We start from the raw sequence: 17345 nt of genomic DNA, 5'->3' as shown, positions 1-17345 counted from the left end.
GGCGCAGATTATGGTCCTTCGCCGCGGGGAGATCAGCAGCAGAAACGTCGCTTAGGAGCCGGACATGCCCGCCGAAAACCAGATTCCCTTAAAGACGGGCTTCGGCCCTCACACCGCCGCCAGCGAAGTGATGGAGGGGGTCGATCTTGCGGGCAAGACGGCGGTCGTCACCGGCGGCTATTCGGGGATCGGGCTTGAAGTCGTCAAGGCGCTGAGCGCGGCGGGCGCGGAAGTGATCGTGCCGGCGCGCAACAAATCGCGGGCCGACGAGGCGCTCGCCTCGAACGGCCTTGCGGCGGCGGCCGTCGACATGGATCTTGCGGATCTGACCAGCGTTTATGAATGCGCGGCGGAAATCGGCGACGCCCACAACGCCATCCATTTTCTCTTCAACAACGCCGGGATCATGGCTTGTCCGGAAGCCCGTGTTGGGCCGGGCTGGGAGAAGCAGTTCGCGGTCAACCATCTCGGCCATTTCGTGCTGGCGCGCGAGCTGATGCCCTATCTTCTGAACGCCGGCGGCGCGCGCATGGTGACGACCTCGTCGGTCGCTCATAAGCGCTCGAAGATTCATTGGGACGACGTCAATTTCGAAAAAGAGCCCTATGACAAATGGGTCGCTTACGGCCAGTCGAAGACCGCCAATGCGCTGTTTGCGCTCGAAGTGAACAACCGACGCAGCGGCGAAGGGGTCAAGTCCTTTTCCGTGCATCCGGGGCCCATCCTGACGCCGATCATGCGCCATATCACCAAGGAGGAACTGGTGCTCATGGGCTGGCTGACCGAGGACGGCGAGGTTTCCGAAGAGGCCAAGGGCTATATCAAGACGCCGGATCAGGGCGCGGCGTCGCTGCTCTGGGCGGCGACAAGCCCGCTGCTTGACGATCGCGGCGGCGAATATTGCGAGGATTGCGACATTGCGGCGATGTCGACGCCGGAAGAGCCGCGCTGGCGCAACGTCGCCGAATGGGCGGTCGACGACGCCGGGGCCGAGCGGCTCTGGGAATTGAGCGAAGCCATGATCCTGTCGGCGCAGGCTTAGGCGGCGGCAACCCCGAACAAGGATCCGATGAAATAGGTTGCGCCGCCGGCCAGCGCGCCGATGAGCAACATGCGCGCGCCGCCAGCCAGCGCGCCCTTGCCTGAAAACAAGCTCAGCGCTGCGCCAATCACGAAGAGGCTCGCGCCGGCAAGACCGGCGGCGACGGGAATAGCGGCCGCCTTCGCGCCAAGCAGGAACGGGAGCAGCGGGATGACGGCGCCGCCTGTAAAAGCGAGAAATGAGGACATCGCGGCGCCGAAAGGAGAGCCAAGATTGTCGGGGTCAAGGCCAAGTTCTTCCCGCGTCAGCGCGTCGAGCGCCGCTTCGGGATCCGCGATCAGATCGTTGGCGATGCTGCGGGCATCCTCAAGCGGCATCCCCCGGGCGTGATAGATGAGGGCGAGCTCCTCGGCTTCTTCTTCCGGATAGAGCTCCAGTTCCTCGCGCTCCTGGCTGATCTGGTATTCGTACATCTCGCGCTGCGAACGCACGGAGACATATTCGCCGGCGGCCATGGAAAACGCGCCGGCGAGCAGTCCGGCAACGCCGGTGAGAACGATTGCATCCGGCGCAAGCGCGGCGCCCGACACGCCCATGACCAGCGAGGTGTTGGAAATGAGGCCGTCATTGACGCCGAAGACCGCCGCGCGCAGCGAGCCGCCGCCGCCGCGATGGCGCTCTCCGATTTTCTCCACATCGGTCGGCATCGGGTGCCCGGGGCGCAGCACCGGACCGGAATAGAAAGAAACGCCCCTTACCTTTGTGGCGGCGAGGATGGCGCGCATCCGTCTCGGCCCGAAGGTCTTGATCATCTTTTTAATCAGGCGCGAGCGCAGCGACGGCCGGAAAACCGGTTTCGCCTGCATTTCTTCGGCGATGATGCCGGCCTGCTCTTCGGCGGCCCCGGCCATGTCGTTGAACAGTTTTTTGCCGGCAAGGGAGCGTTCGGCCGCGGCGACGGCGGCGCAGAGATAAGCGGCGGTCTTTTCCGAACGCCAGCGAGCGAAAAGCGGATCGGGCTTCATCATGCGGCTTTGAATGCGGGCTTTGCCTTTCCCGCGAATGGGTTAGACTGTGAGCAGAGTGATGACTGTAGGGGTGATTTCAGCGTGTCAGCAAGAATTATGGCGCTCGTCGCGGCGGTTTTCACGATGTGCGCCGCCGCAGGGGCGCAGTCCGTTCCGGCGCGAGCGCTGGGCGAGGGGCCGTATGACCGGCTGGTGATCCGCGGCGCCACGGTGATCGACGGCGCCGGCGCGCCGCCTTTCGGGCCGGCGGATATTGTGGTCGAGGACGGGCGCATCACCGAAATCGTTGCGGTCGGCGCGCCGGGCCTGCCGATGAAAGAAGACCGCCCCGCGCCGGGCGCGCGCGAGATCGACGCGGAAGGCATGTATGTCATGCCCGGCTTCATCAATCTCCACGGACATATCCATAACAAGGATACGGGGCAGGGCGTCCCGCCGGACTACATTTTCAAACTCTGGCTCGCCCACGGGATCACCTCGGTGCGCGAGCTTGGCAACGATGCGGGCGCCGCCTGGACGGCCGGCGTCGCGCGCCGCTCTGCGAAGAATGAAATCGACGCGCCGACGATTTATCCTTATCCGGTGTTTCGCGGCTGGACCGCCGGCGAGGTGGACTCAGCCGACGAGGCGCGCGACCGCATTCGCCAGTTGAAACGCGACGGCGCCGTGGGCGTCAAATTCTTCGGCGCGCCGGAAGAGATTTTATGGGCCGGGCTTGAGGAGGCCAAAAAACAGAACCTCAAAACCACCATGCACCATGCGCAGCTCGACGTCGCCCATGCCGATGTCATGGACACCTCGGCGCACGGGCTCGGCTCCATGGAGCACTGGTACGGGCTGCCCGAAGCGCTGTTCGACGACCGCACGCTGCAGGATTATCCGCTCGATTATAATTACAATGACGAGCAGCACCGTTTCGAAAACGCCGGTAAGCTCTGGAAACAGGCGGCGGGACCGGATTCGAAACGCTGGGAAGAGGTGATGTCGACGCTTTTAGAGCGCGGGTTTTCGATCGTCCCGACCTTTTCCATCTATTCCTCGAGCCGCGACTGGATGCGCAAGCGCCGCGCCGAATGGCATGACGAATACACCATGCCCTCGCTCTGGAAATTCTACGCGCCGGACCGCAACGCCCACGGCTCTTACTGGTTCGACTGGGGCACGGAGCAGGAAGCGGCCTGGAAAGAAAATTATCGGCTTTGGATGCGGTTCATCGAGGAATATAAGAACCGCGGCGGCAAGGTCGGCGTCGGCGAAGACGCCGGCTATATTTATTCGACCTACGGTTTCGGCTTTATCGAGGAAATGGAAATGCTGCGCGAGGCGGGGTTCCATCCGCTCGAAGTGATCAACGCCGCGACGCTGCAGGGCGCCAAAATTCTCGGCGTCGAAAGCGAAACCGGCTCGATCCAGGTGGGCAAGCGCGCCGACCTTGTCATCGTGAAAGAAAACCCGCTCGCCAATCTGAAGACGCTTTACGCCAGCGGCCACATCAAGCTCGATCCTGAGACCAATCGTCCCGTGCGGGTCGGCGGCGTTGACTATGTGGTGAAGAAGGGCGTCGTTTATGAGGGCGCGCGCCTGCGCGATGAGATCAAAACCATGGTCGCCGCCGAAAAACAAAGGCTCGGCGTTGCGCCGGGGCCCATGCCGATTGTCGATTTTGACCTGTCAGAAGACTGAAGACGAACTGAGGATTTCAATGAAAAAACTGTTGCTCGCCGCCGCCGCTTCGCTCGCCTTTCTCGGCTCCGGGGCCGCATATGCCGATGAACTGGCTGATGCAGTGGCTGAAGATTACGGCTACGTCTTCAATCTTTACAAGCACTTCCATAAAAATCCGGAGCTTTCGTTCAAGGAAAGCGAAAGCGCCAAACGCATGGCCGCCGAGCTTGAAGGGCTTGGCTTCACGGTGACCACGGGCGTCGGCGATAAATGGACGAAATCCAAGGCCAAAAAGGACGCCGGCGAAGTCGGGGACGGCGTCGCCGGCTATGGGCTGGTCGCGGTCATGGAGAACGGCGAAGGGCCGACGGTGATGCTGCGCGCCGATATGGACGCGCTGCCGCTCGAGGAGAAAACCGGGCTGCCTTACGCCTCGAAGGTCACGATGACCGATTATCTCGGCCAGGAGGCGCCGGTGATGCACGCCTGCGCCCATGACAGCCATATGGCGATCATGATCGGGACCGCGCGCCGCCTCGCCGCCATGAAAGACCAGTGGTCGGGCACGCTCGTCATCATCGGCCAGCCGGCGGAGGAAATCGGCCTCGGCGCCTTGGCGATGATCGAAGACGGGCTTTTCAAGAAATTTCCGAAACCGGACTACATTCTCGCGACGCATACGTCGGGCTGGGACGCGGCGGGCGACGTCACCTACACGCCGGGCTGGGCGCTCGCCAATGTGGACAGCGTCGACATCATCATTCACGGCGTCGGCGCGCATGGCTCCGCACCGCAAATGGGCAAGGACCCGATCGTCATCGGCGCGCAGATCGTCAATGCGCTGCAGACGCTTGTCAGCCGCGAGCTCGATCCGCAATCGGCCGGCGTCGTCACGGTCGGCGCTTTCCAGGCGGGCTATAAACACAACATCATTCCCGACGAGGCGCATCTGCAACTGACCGTGCGCTCTTACGAAGACGGCGTGCGCGAAAAACTGCTGACCGGGATCGAGCGCATCGCCGTCGCCCAGGCGAAGTCGGCCGGCCTGCCCGACGATCTCATGCCGGACGTGAAAATCGAAAGCGATTACACGCCGGCGACGTATAATGACGAGGCGATGACCGACCGCGTGATGACCGCCATCGCCGACAGCATCGGGGCGGAGCGCGTCTATGCCCGGCCGGCCAGCATGGGCGGCGAGGATTTCTCGCGCTTCGGCCGCACGCCTGAAGATATCCCGGCGCTCATCTTCTGGACCGGCGCGCAGGACCCGAAAGCCTTGAAAGCGGCTGCGGAAGGCAAGGCGCCGCCGCCGCCGGCGAACCATTCGCCCTTCTTCGCGCCGCAGCCCGAGCCCGCGCTCAAGACCGGCGTTCAGGCGATGACCGCCGGCGCGCTGGAGCTTCTCGGGAAGAACTGACCGGCGCATGGCTTGGGCCTTCGCGCCGGTTGTTCAGCGATTTAAAAAACCCAAGCGGCGGCGGGGAGGCCACCGCCCCGCCGCCGCATCAACCTCGTCAATCGGGCAAGTCGGTTGACGAGGTTATGCGCAAAGTCGTCTTGCCGCCCGGCGGCGTGGGGAGACCGTCCCGGCCGACCGGCTGGCCGCCGCCGACCCATATCTCGACCTTGCCTTTCGGTACGAACCGCGCGCCGTCTTCGCCGACGACGGAAAGCGCGCGGTCTTTCAGGGTGAAAGAAACGGTTTTGCTTTCGCCTTTTTTGAGATGGATGCGTTTGAAGCCCTGCAGCGCCCGGATCGGCGCGGGCGAGACGCCTTTATGCGTCACATAAAGCTGCGCGACTTCGTCGCTGTCCATGTCGCCCGTATTCGTCACCTCCACTGAGACGGTGACTTCGCCGTTCCCTTCGATCTTTTTCGCCGACAGTTTCGGCTTGCCGTAATCGAAGCTGGAATAGCTCAGTCCGTATCCGAAGGGATAAAGCACCTCGCCGTCGAAATAGCGGTAGGTGCGTCCTTCCATGGAATAATCGGTGAAGGCCGGAAGCTGATCGACGGAGCGATAAAACGTGACGGGCAGGCGCCCGGCCGGGCTGAAATCCCCGGCGATCAGGTTCGCCACCGCATCGCCGCCCTGTCCGCCCGGATACCAGGCTTCGATGATCGCGGGGATGTTCTCGTCGGCCCAGTTCACGGCGACCGCCGAGCCGTTCATCAGGACGAAGACGACGGGCTTGCCGGTTTCGTGCAGCGCTTTGAGGAGGGTCTGCTGCGGGGCGGGCAGGCCGATCGCGGTGCGGTCGCCGCCGGCGAACCCTTCCGTCTCAATCCGCATTTCCTCGCCCTCGACGCGCGCGGTCAGGCCGCCGACGAAGATCACGAGGTCGGCGTCGGTCGCCGCCGCCACAGCCGGTCCGGTGGCGTCGCTTGGCCGGCTCCAGACGAGTTTCTGTTCGCCTCTGAGGCCGCGCTGAAAGCCCTCGACTCGGATCGGGTAGATCTCGCCTTCTTCGAGGGAGATCGCGCCGGATGCGATGGACGGCGCGTCGCCGACGCCCCACTCGTCGATCACGGTCTTGCCGTCGACGAAGACGCGATAGCCGTTCTGGCTCGAAAAGCGGAAGCGGTATTCGCCGGATTCCGGCGCCTTCAGATAGCCCGTCCAGCGCACGGAAGTATGTCGTTCCGGGCTAAACCACTCAAAAGCCGCGTTGGATTCGACGCCGGTGGAAACCGGTTCGCCCTGAAGGTTTTCATTGTCGAAATGTTCGGCCTTGAGGCCTTTTTTCGCGCATGCCTTGTCCAGGCAAAGGACATCGTCCGGAACCGGCGTTTCAGCCGGGCCGATCAGCCCCGTGCCCTGAACATAGGTGATTTCGGAATCCGCGAAGCGCTTGCGCACGCCGTCGAGAATGGTGACGGGATGCGAGGGCGTGCCGTAATAATTGCCGATCAGCGCGTCGAGACTGTCGGCGTTCGGCCCGATGACGGCGATCTTGTCCGGCGCCTCCCGGATCGGCAGCAGCCCGTCATTCTTCAACAGCACCATGGACTTTTCCGCGACCGTCACGGATTTCGCGCGGTGTTCGGGCGTGTCGTTGTCTTCCGCCGTGACGTCCGCATAAGGAACATCGTCATCGTAATCCGGTTCATCGAAGAGACCGAGCCGGATGCGCGCCGTGAAGAGGCGCTCCAGCGACCGGTCGAGGACGGCTTCGTCCAGCATGTCGTTTTCGACCGCGGCGATGATGTGCTCGGTCTCCATGCTCCACTCATTGCGGAAATCGCCGCAGATGAGGTCCATGCCGGCGTTGAACGAAAGCGTGACGGCTTCCTCGCCGGTGTCGACGTAATTGAGGCTGTCCTCGCGATAGACATTCGCCGCGCCGCCGCAATCCGACAGCACATAGCCGTCGAAATCCCATTGATCGCGCAGGATCGTCTGCATCAGCTCTTCGCTGGCGCAGGCCGGCACGCCGTCGACGGCGTTATAGGCGCACATGATGGCGTCGACGCCGCCTTCGACCACCGCCGCGCGGAAAGCGGGGAGGTAGGTGTCTTCGAAATCGTAAGGCGAGGGATGAATGTCCTCGCGGTGACGGTTGGATTCAGGGCCGGAGTGGACGGCGTAATGTTTCGCCGTGGCGTTCACCCAGGGATGGTCGGGATCGTCGCCCTGCAGCGACTTGATGAACGCGATGGCGATTTCGCCGGTGAGGTAAGGATCCTCGCCATAGGTTTCCTGACCGCGCCCCCAGCGCGGATCGCGGAAGATATTGATGTTGGGCGACCAGACGGTGAGGCCGTGATAGCGTTCCGAAGCGCTCCCATCGGCGAGCGCCTGCAGGCGCTTGGCGCGGAACTCGACGCGGATGATCTCGCCCATCTCGGCGATCGTCTCGCGGTCCCAGGTGGCGGCGAGGCCGATCGCCTGCGGGAATACGGTGGCGAAGCCGGCGCGCGCGACGCCGTGAAGGCCTTCGTTCCACCAGTCATAGGCGGGGATATCGAGACGCGGGATCGCCGGCGCTGCGTTGCCCGTCTGCCAGGCTTTTTCCTCGAGCGTCATGTGCGAGACGAGATCGGCGGCGCGCTCTTCGGCGGAAAGCGACGCGTCGAGATAAGCTTCGCCGTCATCCTGGCCCCCACCCTGCGCACATGCGGATGATGCGGCGCAGGTCCCGGCCAGCGCCGTCAGCGCCAGACACACGGATCTCGTGAGATTGGTCATGCAGTTTGTCCTCCCTGGCCCGGCGGTGTTTTGTTTGTCCGGTTATTGTTATCGCTAACAGAACCCAGCGGGAGATGATTTTCAAGAGGGGAATCGTGAAAATCGGCGCCGAACGGTCGTTATGGCGCCGCTTGGATCGTGTCTCAGTTTGCCTTCGTCCTGAGGGGCCCCGCCCCTCCGTCCTTCGAGACGTAAGCCTGCGGCTTACTCCTCAGGATGAAGAGGCGGGGCTGTCTCGAAGGACGAAGGCAAACTGAGACACGACCGCCGCTTGCCTGGGGGGACGTGAAGGGGGCTATTTATGCTCGAGGAGGAGCTTGCCTTCTTTCTCGACCTTGCCGGCCACGGTTTCGGCGAGGGAGGCGAGCAGGCCGGGCAGGGTCGCGATGATGCGCACATGCTCCGGGAAGATGTCGATGGTTCCGGCGATCTCCTGGCCGAGCCCTTTCGCGGTGAAGGAAAGCGTGTCCTCGCTTGTCCATTCCTCGGAAAATTTGAACATCATGCCGCCGGTCATGGCGTTTTTGAGCTTGTCGAAACCTTCGCGCACGCGCGTTTTCGCCTCTTCCTTGCCGAGGTCGTGGGAAATCGTGACGGTGACCGGCCGGGCCATGGGCGGGGCTCCTTTGCTCGCTGAAGGCTTTAGATGAGCCTTGGCGGGCCCCAGTTCAACCGCCATGGAGGGACGCGCGGCGCGTCACGCGAGGGCGTCGGCGAGCAGCGTGAGGAGGTGCGACCAGGCGTGTTCGGCCTGATCGTGATTGTAAACGCGCGAATCCGGCGGGCACCAGCCATGCATCGCGCCCTCATAAACCTCGATTTTGGCGGCAAGGCCCGCCGCATCATAGGCTTCGCGCAGCTTCGTCTTCGCTTCCGGATCGTGTTCGTCGTCATTTTCGGCGATGGCGATGAGCGAGCGCGCTTTCATTTGCGGGATCAGCAGATGCGGGCTCGTCGCATCGTCCGTGACAAGGCCGCCGCCATGGAAGGAGCCGACCGCGCCGATCCGGTCTGGAACCGCCGCCGCACCGCGCATGGCGAAGGAGCCGGTCATGCAATAGCCGGTGACGCCCATTTTGCGTTTTGTGTCCACCGCGTCCTGGCTGTCGAGAAATTTTACAAAAGCCTTGGTGTCGGTGACTTGCGTCTCCGGCGACAGCGACCGCGCGTAAGGCATCAGACGCTCACGCACTTCCGGATCGGCGAAGCTTTCGCCTTTTTCGATTACATTGCCTTTCACCATGCGGTAATAGGGATTTACAACGAGTACGGAATAACCGGACTGGGCGAGGCGTTTGCCCATCTGCCGGAAAGCGGGACGAATGCCCATAATGTCCGGCCAGATGATGACGGCCGGATGTTTGCCCGACGCGGGATGAACGAAATAGGCGTCGGCCTCGCCGTCGGGCGTTGAAACCGTGACGTCGGCCTCGCTCACCGCCATGGCGTTCGCAGGTGCGGGAAGAATTATTGCAGCGCCCGCGCCGGCGGCGATCGCATTGAAATGGCGCCGGGAAAGCGCGCCTTTGTTTTTGAAAAAGGCTTCGTTCTCTGCTTCCGTCCGCTCGTCGCACATGGTTTCGCACTCCCTCTATCGGCGCATTCAAGCGCGGAAAACGCTAGAGGAAGGGTGCGGAACAGGCAATCGCGGTCGCGGAAACTTGAAACTGAAAGCATTGGGCGGGCCTTGTGGGCAGTGTCTCAGTTTGCCTTCATCCTTCGAGACAGCCCCGCTCCTTCATCCTGAGGAGCAAGCCGGAAGGCTTGCGTCTCGAAGGACGAAGGCAAACTGAGACACTACCGCCTTTGCGCCTCGTGCATTACGGCCGCGCTTGGGCTATGGTCCGGCGGGGCTGTAAGTATTGAGGGGTTGATCAATGCGAATTTTGACGACGCTTTTTGCGCTGGCGGCGCTGGCTTGCGCGGTTGCGATCGCGGCGGCCGGACCGGGCTCGCAAATAGGCTGGTGGTCATGGGGCGACGGGCTCACATTGATCCGCAAGGTGTCTGCGCCGGTTGAGCTGGGGCCAGTGGGCTTTTCTCCGATTTTTACAGCGGCTGTGCTGGCCGCGCTGACAGGCGTCGTCAGCTTTTTCATGGGCGCGCGCGGGACCGGCGCTTTCGCCGTCCTTGCGGCGGTCGCCGCAGGCGCGCTCGGCATGGTCCCGGTGCAGATGAAAGCGGATGTGGAGGCCAATCCCTTCATTCACGACATCACCACCGATTTCGACAATCCGCCGCCGATTATCGCCGGCGCGCCGGCGCGCGCGGGCGAAGGCTTCAATCCGCCGGACTATCTCGGCGACGAGCTCGTTCTCGATACGGGCAAGTCCGTAGAGGAATGGCAGAAAGAGGCGTTTCCCGACATCGAGCCGCAAACCGTCAATGCAGGGCTCGACGAAACCGCGGAAATCGCGCGGGTGATCCTCAAAGACATGAACATGACCATGATCGACGAAACCCTGACCGATGAGGGCTGGCTGCTTGAAGCGACCTACAAATCGCCATGGTTCGGTTTCATCGACGATTTCGTCGTGCGCCTGACGCCGGAAGGCTCCATGACCCGCGTCGACGTGCGCTCGAAATCGCGCGTCGGCCTTTCCGATCTCGGCGCCAACGCCAAGCGCGTGCGGGAATTTTTCGAAAAGCTCGAAGCGGCGACGCCGTCGTAAAAAACAGGCGTTACGAAACGGACGGAACGATCAGCGCGCCGTCGCCCTTGACGTTTTTGTCATAGGTGACGGCGCCGCCGGTAAGCCGCGCCTTGCCTTCAATGAGAAGTCTGAGACAGGCGGGGTAGAGCCGGTGTTCCTGTTCGAGGATGCGAGCGGCGAGACTGTCCGCGTCGTCGCCCGGCAGGACCGGCACCGCGGCCTGTCCGATGATCGGCCCGTTGTCGACCTCCGCCGAAACGAAATGAACCGTGCAGCCGGCGATTTTGACGCCCGCTTCGATCATCCGTTCATGCACATGCAGGCCTTCGAATGAGGGCAGGAGCGAGGGGTGGATGTTGAGCAGGCGCCCGCGCCAGTCGCTGGCGAAGCCGTTGGTCAGGACGCGCATGAAGCCGGCGAGACAGACATAATCGACTTTCGAGGTTTTCAGGGCGTCGTTGAGCGCCGCCTCGAAGTCTTCGCGGGTTTCGAAGTCCTTGTGATTGACGACCTCGCGCTTGATCCCCGCGTCGCCGGCGCGCTCCAGCCCTTGCGCTTTCGGTTTGTTGGAAACGACGAGCGCAATTTCGCCCGGATAATCGGGGTCGGCGCAGGCGTCGATCAGCGCCTGCAGATTGGTGCCCCGTCCGGAGATGAGAACGGCTATGCGCGCTTTCGCCATTATGCGGCGTCCTTGATGTCGCCGATCACACGGGGCGTTTCGCCCGAGGCGGCGAGCTTTTCCATGGCCGCGTCGGCGGCTTCGGGGGAACAGACGACGACGCCGCCGATCCCGCAATTGAACGTTCTGCGCATTTCCGCGTCCGAAAGACCGCCCGTTTCTTTCAGCCATTGAAAAAGCGGGGGCAGCGCGAGCGCGTCGTCGTCATAACGCGGCTCAAGCCCTTCCGGCAGGACGCGCGGCGTATTGTCGGCGAGCCCGCCGCCGGTGATGTGCGCGAAGGCTTTAACCCGTTCGTCGTCGAGAAGGGCGAGGACCGGCTTTACGTAAATCCGCGTCGGCGCGATCAGCGCTTCGCCGAGCGTTTTCGCCTTATCGAAGGGCGCCGGCGCGTCATATTTGACGCCAGCCTCGCCCGCGATCTTGCGGATCAGGGAATAGCCGTTGGAATGGGCGCCGGAAGAGGCGAGGCCGATCATCACGTCGCCGGCGTTGACGATGCGCGGCAGCAGCCGGGCGCGCTCCGCGGCGCCGACGCAGAACCCTGCGAGATCGTATTCGCCGGGCGCGTACATGCCGGGCATTTCCGCCGTCTCGCCGCCGATCAGCGCGCAGCCCGCTTCGGCGCAGGCTTTCGCGATCCCGGCGACGACCCGCGCCGCGGTCTCCTCGTCGAGCTTGCCGGTGGCGAAATAGTCGAGAAAGAAAAGCGGCTCCGCGCCCTGCGCCAGGACGTCATTGACGCACATGGCGACGAGATCGGACCCGATCGTGTCGTGAAGGCCTGTCTCAAAAGCGATCTTCAGCTTGGTGCCGACGCCGTCGGTTCCCGAAACCAGAATCGGGTCCTTGAAGCCGGCGGCTTTCAGGTCGAACAGCCCGCCGAACCCGCCGAGCGCCGCATCCGCGCCGGGCCGCGCCGTCGCCCTGGCCAGGGGGCCGATGGCGTCCACCAGCCGCTCGCCCGCGTCGATATCGACGCCCGCTTTTTTGTACGCTTCGCTCATGCCCGCGACATTCCTCCTGACCTTGCGCCGTCCTAGCGGCGGCAGGGGGCAGTGGGCAAGTGGAAAGCGGGGTCTCGCCGGCCCCGCAAGGCTTGTCTTCGCCATGCCGGGCCGGCGGCCCCCGGCTCCCCCTGCGGGCGTCGAGGATCTGTTTTAGGGGATAAATATTTCAGAAAGCAAGAAATACTGAATGCGGCATTGGTATTATAAGTAAAAATATTTAAAGATGATTTATGTTCATTAGTTTTATTTGAAAAAGGAGGGCCCGGTGGGGATGAGAGGGGCTGATTTCCTATTTTCGCGTTTGCTGACCGCCCATTTCAAAAAGGAAAACGATGAAGCGGGCGAGGGCGCGCGCAAGTCCGATGAGACGGTTCGGTTGAATATTCCCGTCGTGGAAGCGAAAAACCGCGAGGTTTTATACGCCCACGCAAAAAAACATATCGAAAGCCGGAAAATCGGCGAAGTCGAAATCTATGTCAGACCTTTCACGAAACAGGTCCGCTCGGATTTGCGGTTGTTGCATGGCGTATTGAAGCCGTTTTTCGATGAGGCTGACCGCACGAGCAAAGAGGTCGTTCGCACGGCGATGCGCCTGCGGGCGATCACGCTGCTGTTTTTCTGCATTTATGTCTTTTATGGATTTTTAGCGCTTCAAAAAATAGCGACGGCGAAGCCCGGGAGCGGGGCGGGCGCGTCGCCTGATAATCTGGCAAATCAGTTTGCGCACGTCCCAATTTTGTTCTGGCTGCCGCCGATCATCGCTTTTTTTGTGGTCGGGTTATTCCGGTATTCTCAAATCCGTGAAATCAAAACCAAGGCCGGCGATTTCGGCGGGACTTTTAACGGCAATCTGCAATTGTTGAACAATAAGGCCAGCTTCGCCCTAGAGCGCGTGTCCGACGACGAACCCACTGCGGAAGGCTGCGAGCAAAGGGCGGAAGAGTGGACGTCCGTGGCGCTCTGGCTTTTCGATTTATACGCTGTCTATGACCGCTATGTTACGACTGCGTCCTGGGTCGTGCAGACAAGTCTGATTTACATCACAAACGTTTTTCGCACAGTGAAAGGGCTGCTGCTTCTCGCCGCTTGCGGCCTATTCGTGTTCATGGGGCTGGGCAAAGATATGGCTATGGGGCCCGCTTTTTTCGTGCTGCTCGCATATTATGCGGCGGGACTTGTTATCTGGGATATTGCTCCCGGCCGGGGAGCGAGCAACAGCATCTTCTCAGACAGTTTTATCGGGTCGATTTCCGGGCGCAATCCGGAAGAGATTTTCGAAAACCACGTCAACACGAAAACCGCGCGCGTGGTGAAGAAACTGCGCGGTCTCTATTACAACGCGTTGAAAGCGCATTAAAAGGCGGCGAACCAGCCGAGGACGCGCTTGCCGTTCTGGTAACGGCTAATCCAGCGCATTGAGCAAAAGTTTTCAAAGGCTTAAGCCTGCTTTTTGTTGATGCTTGATCTATTGAAATAAAGAGGTATTTTATAAAGTAGTTATAAGTAAAATAATCATCAATACATGAAGTAAAAGAGGAGATGCAAGAATGTTCAAGATAGAATCAAAAAAAGCCTTCCTGTGCATTATCTTTATGGTTTTCAGCGCCTTTTCGATGCCTTCCTTTGCGCAGGCTGACGAGGAGACGGAGTGGAAATCTAGCCTCTCAGAAGATGAAATTCGCAATGCTGAGCTCGACACTGCCGTGCGCAGGTCATTTACGACGGGCGCGATCTCGAAATCCCGCAATGAGAATAATCATCGAACACTAGTCGTGCAGCTGCCTCGTGGCGCCGAAATTATTGACATTCGCGCTTATATGAAAAACGCTCCTTGGCCGAACAATTGCGACCTCGGCTCTGTCGATTTCAAGCGTTGTCCTGTCGGCAGCGGGGAATGTCCGATAAGTTGGTCGAAAGTCAGGAATTTAAGAGTTTCATCAAGCCGAATTGTTTCGGCTAATTTCCATAACTGGAGTGACTGCAATTTGCGCACTGGCATGCTTGAGGTGCTTTGGAGGTAAGCGAGCCGTCTGCGGCTTGGCAAATTCAAAAATATGAATCTCGCCAAGACGTCATAACCTTCCGCGCAGGCGACAGGTTATACAGATAACTCTGATAAGGCGTTGGCTGAGCGCCTATTGCAGGCCCGCCGCGCCGCCGCCTGTGGTTTCTTCAAGCGCCAGCCAGTCCTTTTGCGGCAGGCCGAGCGTCAGGTCGAGAAACATGGGCGCGATGCTCCACATTCTTTTGGTGCGCGCATTGGCGAGAACGACAATCCCGGCGTCGAGTTCGGGAATGAAGGCGATCTGCGCGCCATAGCCGTCGACGGAGCCGCCATGGGCGATCACGGTCTTGCCGCCGTAATCGTAAACGCGCCAGCCAAGGCCGTATTGCGAGGCGTTGAGATTCTCCATCACCCGGCGCATGCGGCGCGTCTCTGACCGGGTCGGCACCTGCGGCGCGTGAATGAGGTCGAGCACGGTGGCGTCCAAGACGTCGGGCCTGTCGCCGAGCTGGGCTTTCAGCCATTGCGCCATGTCGGAAATGCTGGCGTTGACGCCGCCGGCGGCGGGAATGTCGTAATAGGGCTTCTTGACCTCAATTTCATGCCAGGGGTTCGGCGCTGCATCCTCAGACTTGCGCCGGTCGCGCTTGTGCGGGCGCGCCCAGTCGGCGCTGGCGGTCAGCGCGTCGAAGCCGATGGAGGCGGTCTTCATGCCGAGCGGCGCGAACAGGCGGGTCTCGACCAGCTCGGCGTAAGGCTCGTGATAGGTTTCCGCGAGCGCCAGCCCGGCGATGTCATAGACGACATTCTGATAAGCGTAGCAATCGCCGACGCGGCAGATCGGTTTCACCTTGCGGTATCGCGGCAGGATTTTGGCGGGCGCGATTCCGGCTTCCAGAAGATTGTCATAGGCGTTCGGCGGCAGGCCGGTGCGATGGCTTAAGAGCTCGGCGAGGGTCAGCGCTTTTTCGGCGCCGCCAGCCAACTTGAGATCGGGCGCGAAGTCGATGGCGGGCGCGTCGAGCGAGAGCTTGCCTTCCTCGACGGCGAGCCCGGCGAGGCTCGAGGCGAAGCCTTTCGACAAAGACGCGATGCGGAAAAGGGTGTTCGGGGTGACGGCTGCGCCGCCGTCGATCTCGGTCACCCCGTAGGTTTTCAGGAATTTAGTTTCGCCGTCCCGCACCACGGCGACGGCAAGGCCGACGAAATCGCCGGTGGCCATGGCGCGCTCCAGGGTCTGGTCGATTTTTTGAAGCTGGCTTTCCTCAAGGCTGACCGGCCCGAGAAAGGGCGTCAGCGGGGTCGGGGCGTTGTCGGCTGCGGCGCCCGGGGTCAGGCAGGCGACGCCGGAAAGGATCAGTGAGACCAGCCATTTGCCCATGCGATAAACTCCATTGTCGGAACTTCGGCTTTTATGCTGGGCCCCGCGCCGCGCCGTCAAGCGCCGGCCGATGGGGAAACTGGGTCCTGAAATATAAGCAATTCCGGCGATTCGGGGTCGTTTCCCGTGTCGGGCCCGGCTATAAACGGCCGCATTCGGCCTCTATACTCGGCAAGCTGTGAAAACGGAGTTCTGGATGAGCATGATGCGGCAAGCGGCGGTTCTGGCGGCGATGCTGACGGCCGCCCTTCTGGCGGGCCTTTCGAGCGCGCTGGCGGCGGGCGACGACGTCTTCGTGGTGCCCCGCGTTTCGGTCCAGGCCGAGGCGAACAGCGCCACGGCGGCGAAAAACCTCGCCCAGACGGAAGGACGGCGCAAAGCCATTGAAATTCTCCTGCGCCGCCTGACGGTCGAGGAGGACTGGCCCTATCTGCCGAAAGTCGTCGCGGACATGGACGAGGCGGCGCCCGAAGCGGCGACCGCGATCCCCGACCGGCCTTCCGGCGAGCTGCCCCCCGATTTCAGCACTTTCGGCCCGGCGCCGCGCCCGGTGATCACGCTCACCGACGACACGCTCGAAGAGCTCGAATCCGGCTTCGAAGTCTATAACGAGAAAAGCTCGGCCAAGACCTACCGCGCCTATATCACCTACCGTTTCAAGCCGTCGGCGGTCCGCAAGCTCCTGCGCGACGCTGAGATTCCCTATTCCGAGGCCCAGACCCGCACGGCGCTGGTGCTGCCGGTCCTGCAGACCCAGAACGGGCTCTATCTGTGGGAAGAAAACAATCCGTGGATGGCGGCGTGGAAGGTTCGTCCGTACAACAACGAATTGACGCCGATGACGGCGCCGCTCGGCGACTTGGAAGATTCCGCCGCCATCGGCCCGCGCGAAGCGCTCAACATTAACGAAGAAGCGCTTGCGAATATCGCCGACCGCTACGCCGTAAGCCAGGTGATCGTCGCCCACGCTTATCTGCGTCAGGAGAACGGCGAATATGTTTTGCGCGTGCGCCTCATCAACGGCTATCGCGAAAGCGCCGACATCGCCGAAGAGCAGGAAGACATGATGGACGGTTTCGACCCCGGCGGTGAAATGTTCGCCGATCAGGGGGCGGGCGCGAAGACGGATTTCGGCATGCCGGCGCAAGGGCCGGGCAATAACAATTTCAATCTCGCCAAGCCCGGCGACGTCCTCGCCGAAGCCTGGTTCCGCCGCCCCGCCGGCAATTTTCCGGCGCTTGCCGAAGAGGCGATCGAGGTGGTGATCGCCAAGCACGCCAAGCCGTGGAAGAAGCAGACCCTGATCGACCACACCGAAGCCGCGCTTCTGGAAGCGAGCGCTTATTTCCGCTCTCTCGGCGAATGGGCGAAAATCCGCGCGGCGCTGATCTCGACGCCGCTGGTGGGCTCGGTGCAGGTGCGTTCGCTCTCGCGCACGGGCGCGGAAATGCTGGTGCGCGCTTATGGCGATCCGCAAAAGCTGATCGTCGCCATGGAGGCGCAGGGCCTCGTCCTGTGGACCGAAGACGGCGAGCGCTGGCTGGTGGCGACGCCGGGCACGGCGCAGGAGATGCGTCTTAGGGACCGCCGCAGCAAGCGCTTCGGCGGGGCCGGCGCCGCGTCGCCGGTTCAGCCCGCCAGTTACGGCGCCGGCGATGAAACCGGCGTTCAGCAATATTAAGGGC

The 17345-nt window shown here is 61.9% G+C and carries 14 protein-coding genes; 7 read left to right on the top strand and 7 right to left on the bottom strand.

Features of this window, described 5'->3' with window-relative positions:
- Positions 1-64 precede the first annotated feature (64 nt).
- Positions 65-1042, top strand: coding sequence for an oxidoreductase (locus CW354_RS21250; protein ID WP_104832114.1), 978 nt, complete (start codon positions 65-67; stop codon positions 1040-1042).
- Here the strand turns inward: CW354_RS21250 and CW354_RS21245 are convergent.
- On the bottom strand, positions 1039-2070 hold the full coding sequence (locus tag CW354_RS21245; RefSeq protein WP_207764946.1) for a VIT1/CCC1 transporter family protein: 1032 nt from the start codon (positions 2068-2070) through the stop codon (positions 1039-1041). The genes CW354_RS21250 and CW354_RS21245 overlap by 4 nt on opposite strands.
- Before the next feature lie 81 nt (positions 2071-2151).
- On the opposite strand from CW354_RS21245, the gene CW354_RS21240 reads away from it, so the two are divergent.
- Positions 2152-3753: an amidohydrolase family protein gene (locus tag CW354_RS21240; RefSeq protein ID WP_207764945.1), complete on the top strand. Its 1602-nt coding sequence runs from the start codon at positions 2152-2154 to the stop codon at positions 3751-3753.
- A 19-nt stretch (positions 3754-3772) separates the two neighbouring features.
- Positions 3773-5155 (top strand): amidohydrolase, encoded by a 1383-nt coding sequence (locus tag CW354_RS21235; RefSeq protein ID WP_104832112.1) that lies wholly within the window; start codon positions 3773-3775, stop codon positions 5153-5155.
- 97 nt (positions 5156-5252) lie between these two features.
- Here the strand turns inward: CW354_RS21235 and CW354_RS21230 are convergent, their stop codons facing one another.
- From CW354_RS21230 to CW354_RS21220, 3 genes are all read right to left on the bottom strand, one after another.
- Positions 5253-7928, bottom strand: a complete 2676-nt coding sequence (locus CW354_RS21230) for a glycoside hydrolase family 3 protein (protein WP_104832111.1) — start codon at positions 7926-7928, stop codon at positions 5253-5255.
- 295 nt (positions 7929-8223) lie between these two features.
- Complete coding sequence (locus CW354_RS21225) at positions 8224-8541, bottom strand: polyhydroxyalkanoic acid system family protein (protein WP_165793889.1); 318 nt, start codon at positions 8539-8541, stop codon at positions 8224-8226.
- Between the two features lie 84 nt (positions 8542-8625).
- Positions 8626-9504 carry a dienelactone hydrolase family protein gene (locus CW354_RS21220; protein WP_104832109.1) on the bottom strand — a complete coding sequence of 293 codons (879 nt, stop codon included), beginning with the start codon at positions 9502-9504 and terminating at the stop codon, positions 8626-8628.
- Positions 9505-9805: 301 nt separating this feature from the next.
- Between CW354_RS21220 and CW354_RS21215 the strand changes: the two genes are divergently transcribed.
- Positions 9806-10600: a DUF1499 domain-containing protein gene (locus CW354_RS21215; protein WP_104832108.1), complete on the top strand. Its 795-nt coding sequence runs from the start codon at positions 9806-9808 to the stop codon at positions 10598-10600.
- A gap of 10 nt (positions 10601-10610) precedes the next feature.
- Here the strand turns inward: CW354_RS21215 and purN are convergent, their stop codons facing one another.
- Positions 10611-11264, bottom strand: coding sequence for a phosphoribosylglycinamide formyltransferase (gene purN, locus CW354_RS21210; RefSeq protein ID WP_104832107.1), 654 nt, complete (start codon positions 11262-11264; stop codon positions 10611-10613).
- Positions 11264-12271 (bottom strand): phosphoribosylformylglycinamidine cyclo-ligase, encoded by a 1008-nt coding sequence (purM, locus tag CW354_RS21205; protein ID WP_104832106.1) that lies wholly within the window; start codon positions 12269-12271, stop codon positions 11264-11266. Before purM ends, purN begins: the two co-directional genes overlap by 1 nt.
- Before the next feature lie 274 nt (positions 12272-12545).
- Between purM and CW354_RS21200 the strand changes: the two genes are divergently transcribed.
- Complete coding sequence (locus CW354_RS21200) at positions 12546-13631, top strand: hypothetical protein (RefSeq protein ID WP_104832105.1); 1086 nt, start codon at positions 12546-12548, stop codon at positions 13629-13631.
- A 190-nt stretch (positions 13632-13821) separates the two neighbouring features.
- Positions 13822-14295 carry a hypothetical protein gene (locus CW354_RS21195; RefSeq protein WP_104832104.1) on the top strand — a complete coding sequence of 158 codons (474 nt, stop codon included), beginning with the start codon at positions 13822-13824 and terminating at the stop codon, positions 14293-14295.
- A gap of 114 nt (positions 14296-14409) precedes the next feature.
- Here CW354_RS21195 and CW354_RS21190 read toward each other — a convergent pair whose 3' ends face one another.
- Positions 14410-15660, bottom strand: a complete 1251-nt coding sequence (locus CW354_RS21190) for a serine hydrolase domain-containing protein (protein WP_104832103.1) — start codon at positions 15658-15660, stop codon at positions 14410-14412.
- 196 nt (positions 15661-15856) lie between these two features.
- Between CW354_RS21190 and CW354_RS21185 the strand changes: the two genes are divergently transcribed.
- Positions 15857-17341, top strand: a complete 1485-nt coding sequence (locus CW354_RS21185; protein WP_104832102.1) for a DUF2066 domain-containing protein — start codon at positions 15857-15859, stop codon at positions 17339-17341.
- The last annotated feature ends 4 nt before the right edge of the window (positions 17342-17345 follow it).

It is taken from the genome of Hyphococcus luteus, assembly GCF_002943565.1.
GTDB lineage: Bacteria > Pseudomonadota > Alphaproteobacteria > Caulobacterales > Parvularculaceae > Hyphococcus > Hyphococcus luteus.
Note: the sequence above shows the minus strand (reverse complement) of the source record. Positions and strands in the feature narration are given on the sequence as shown.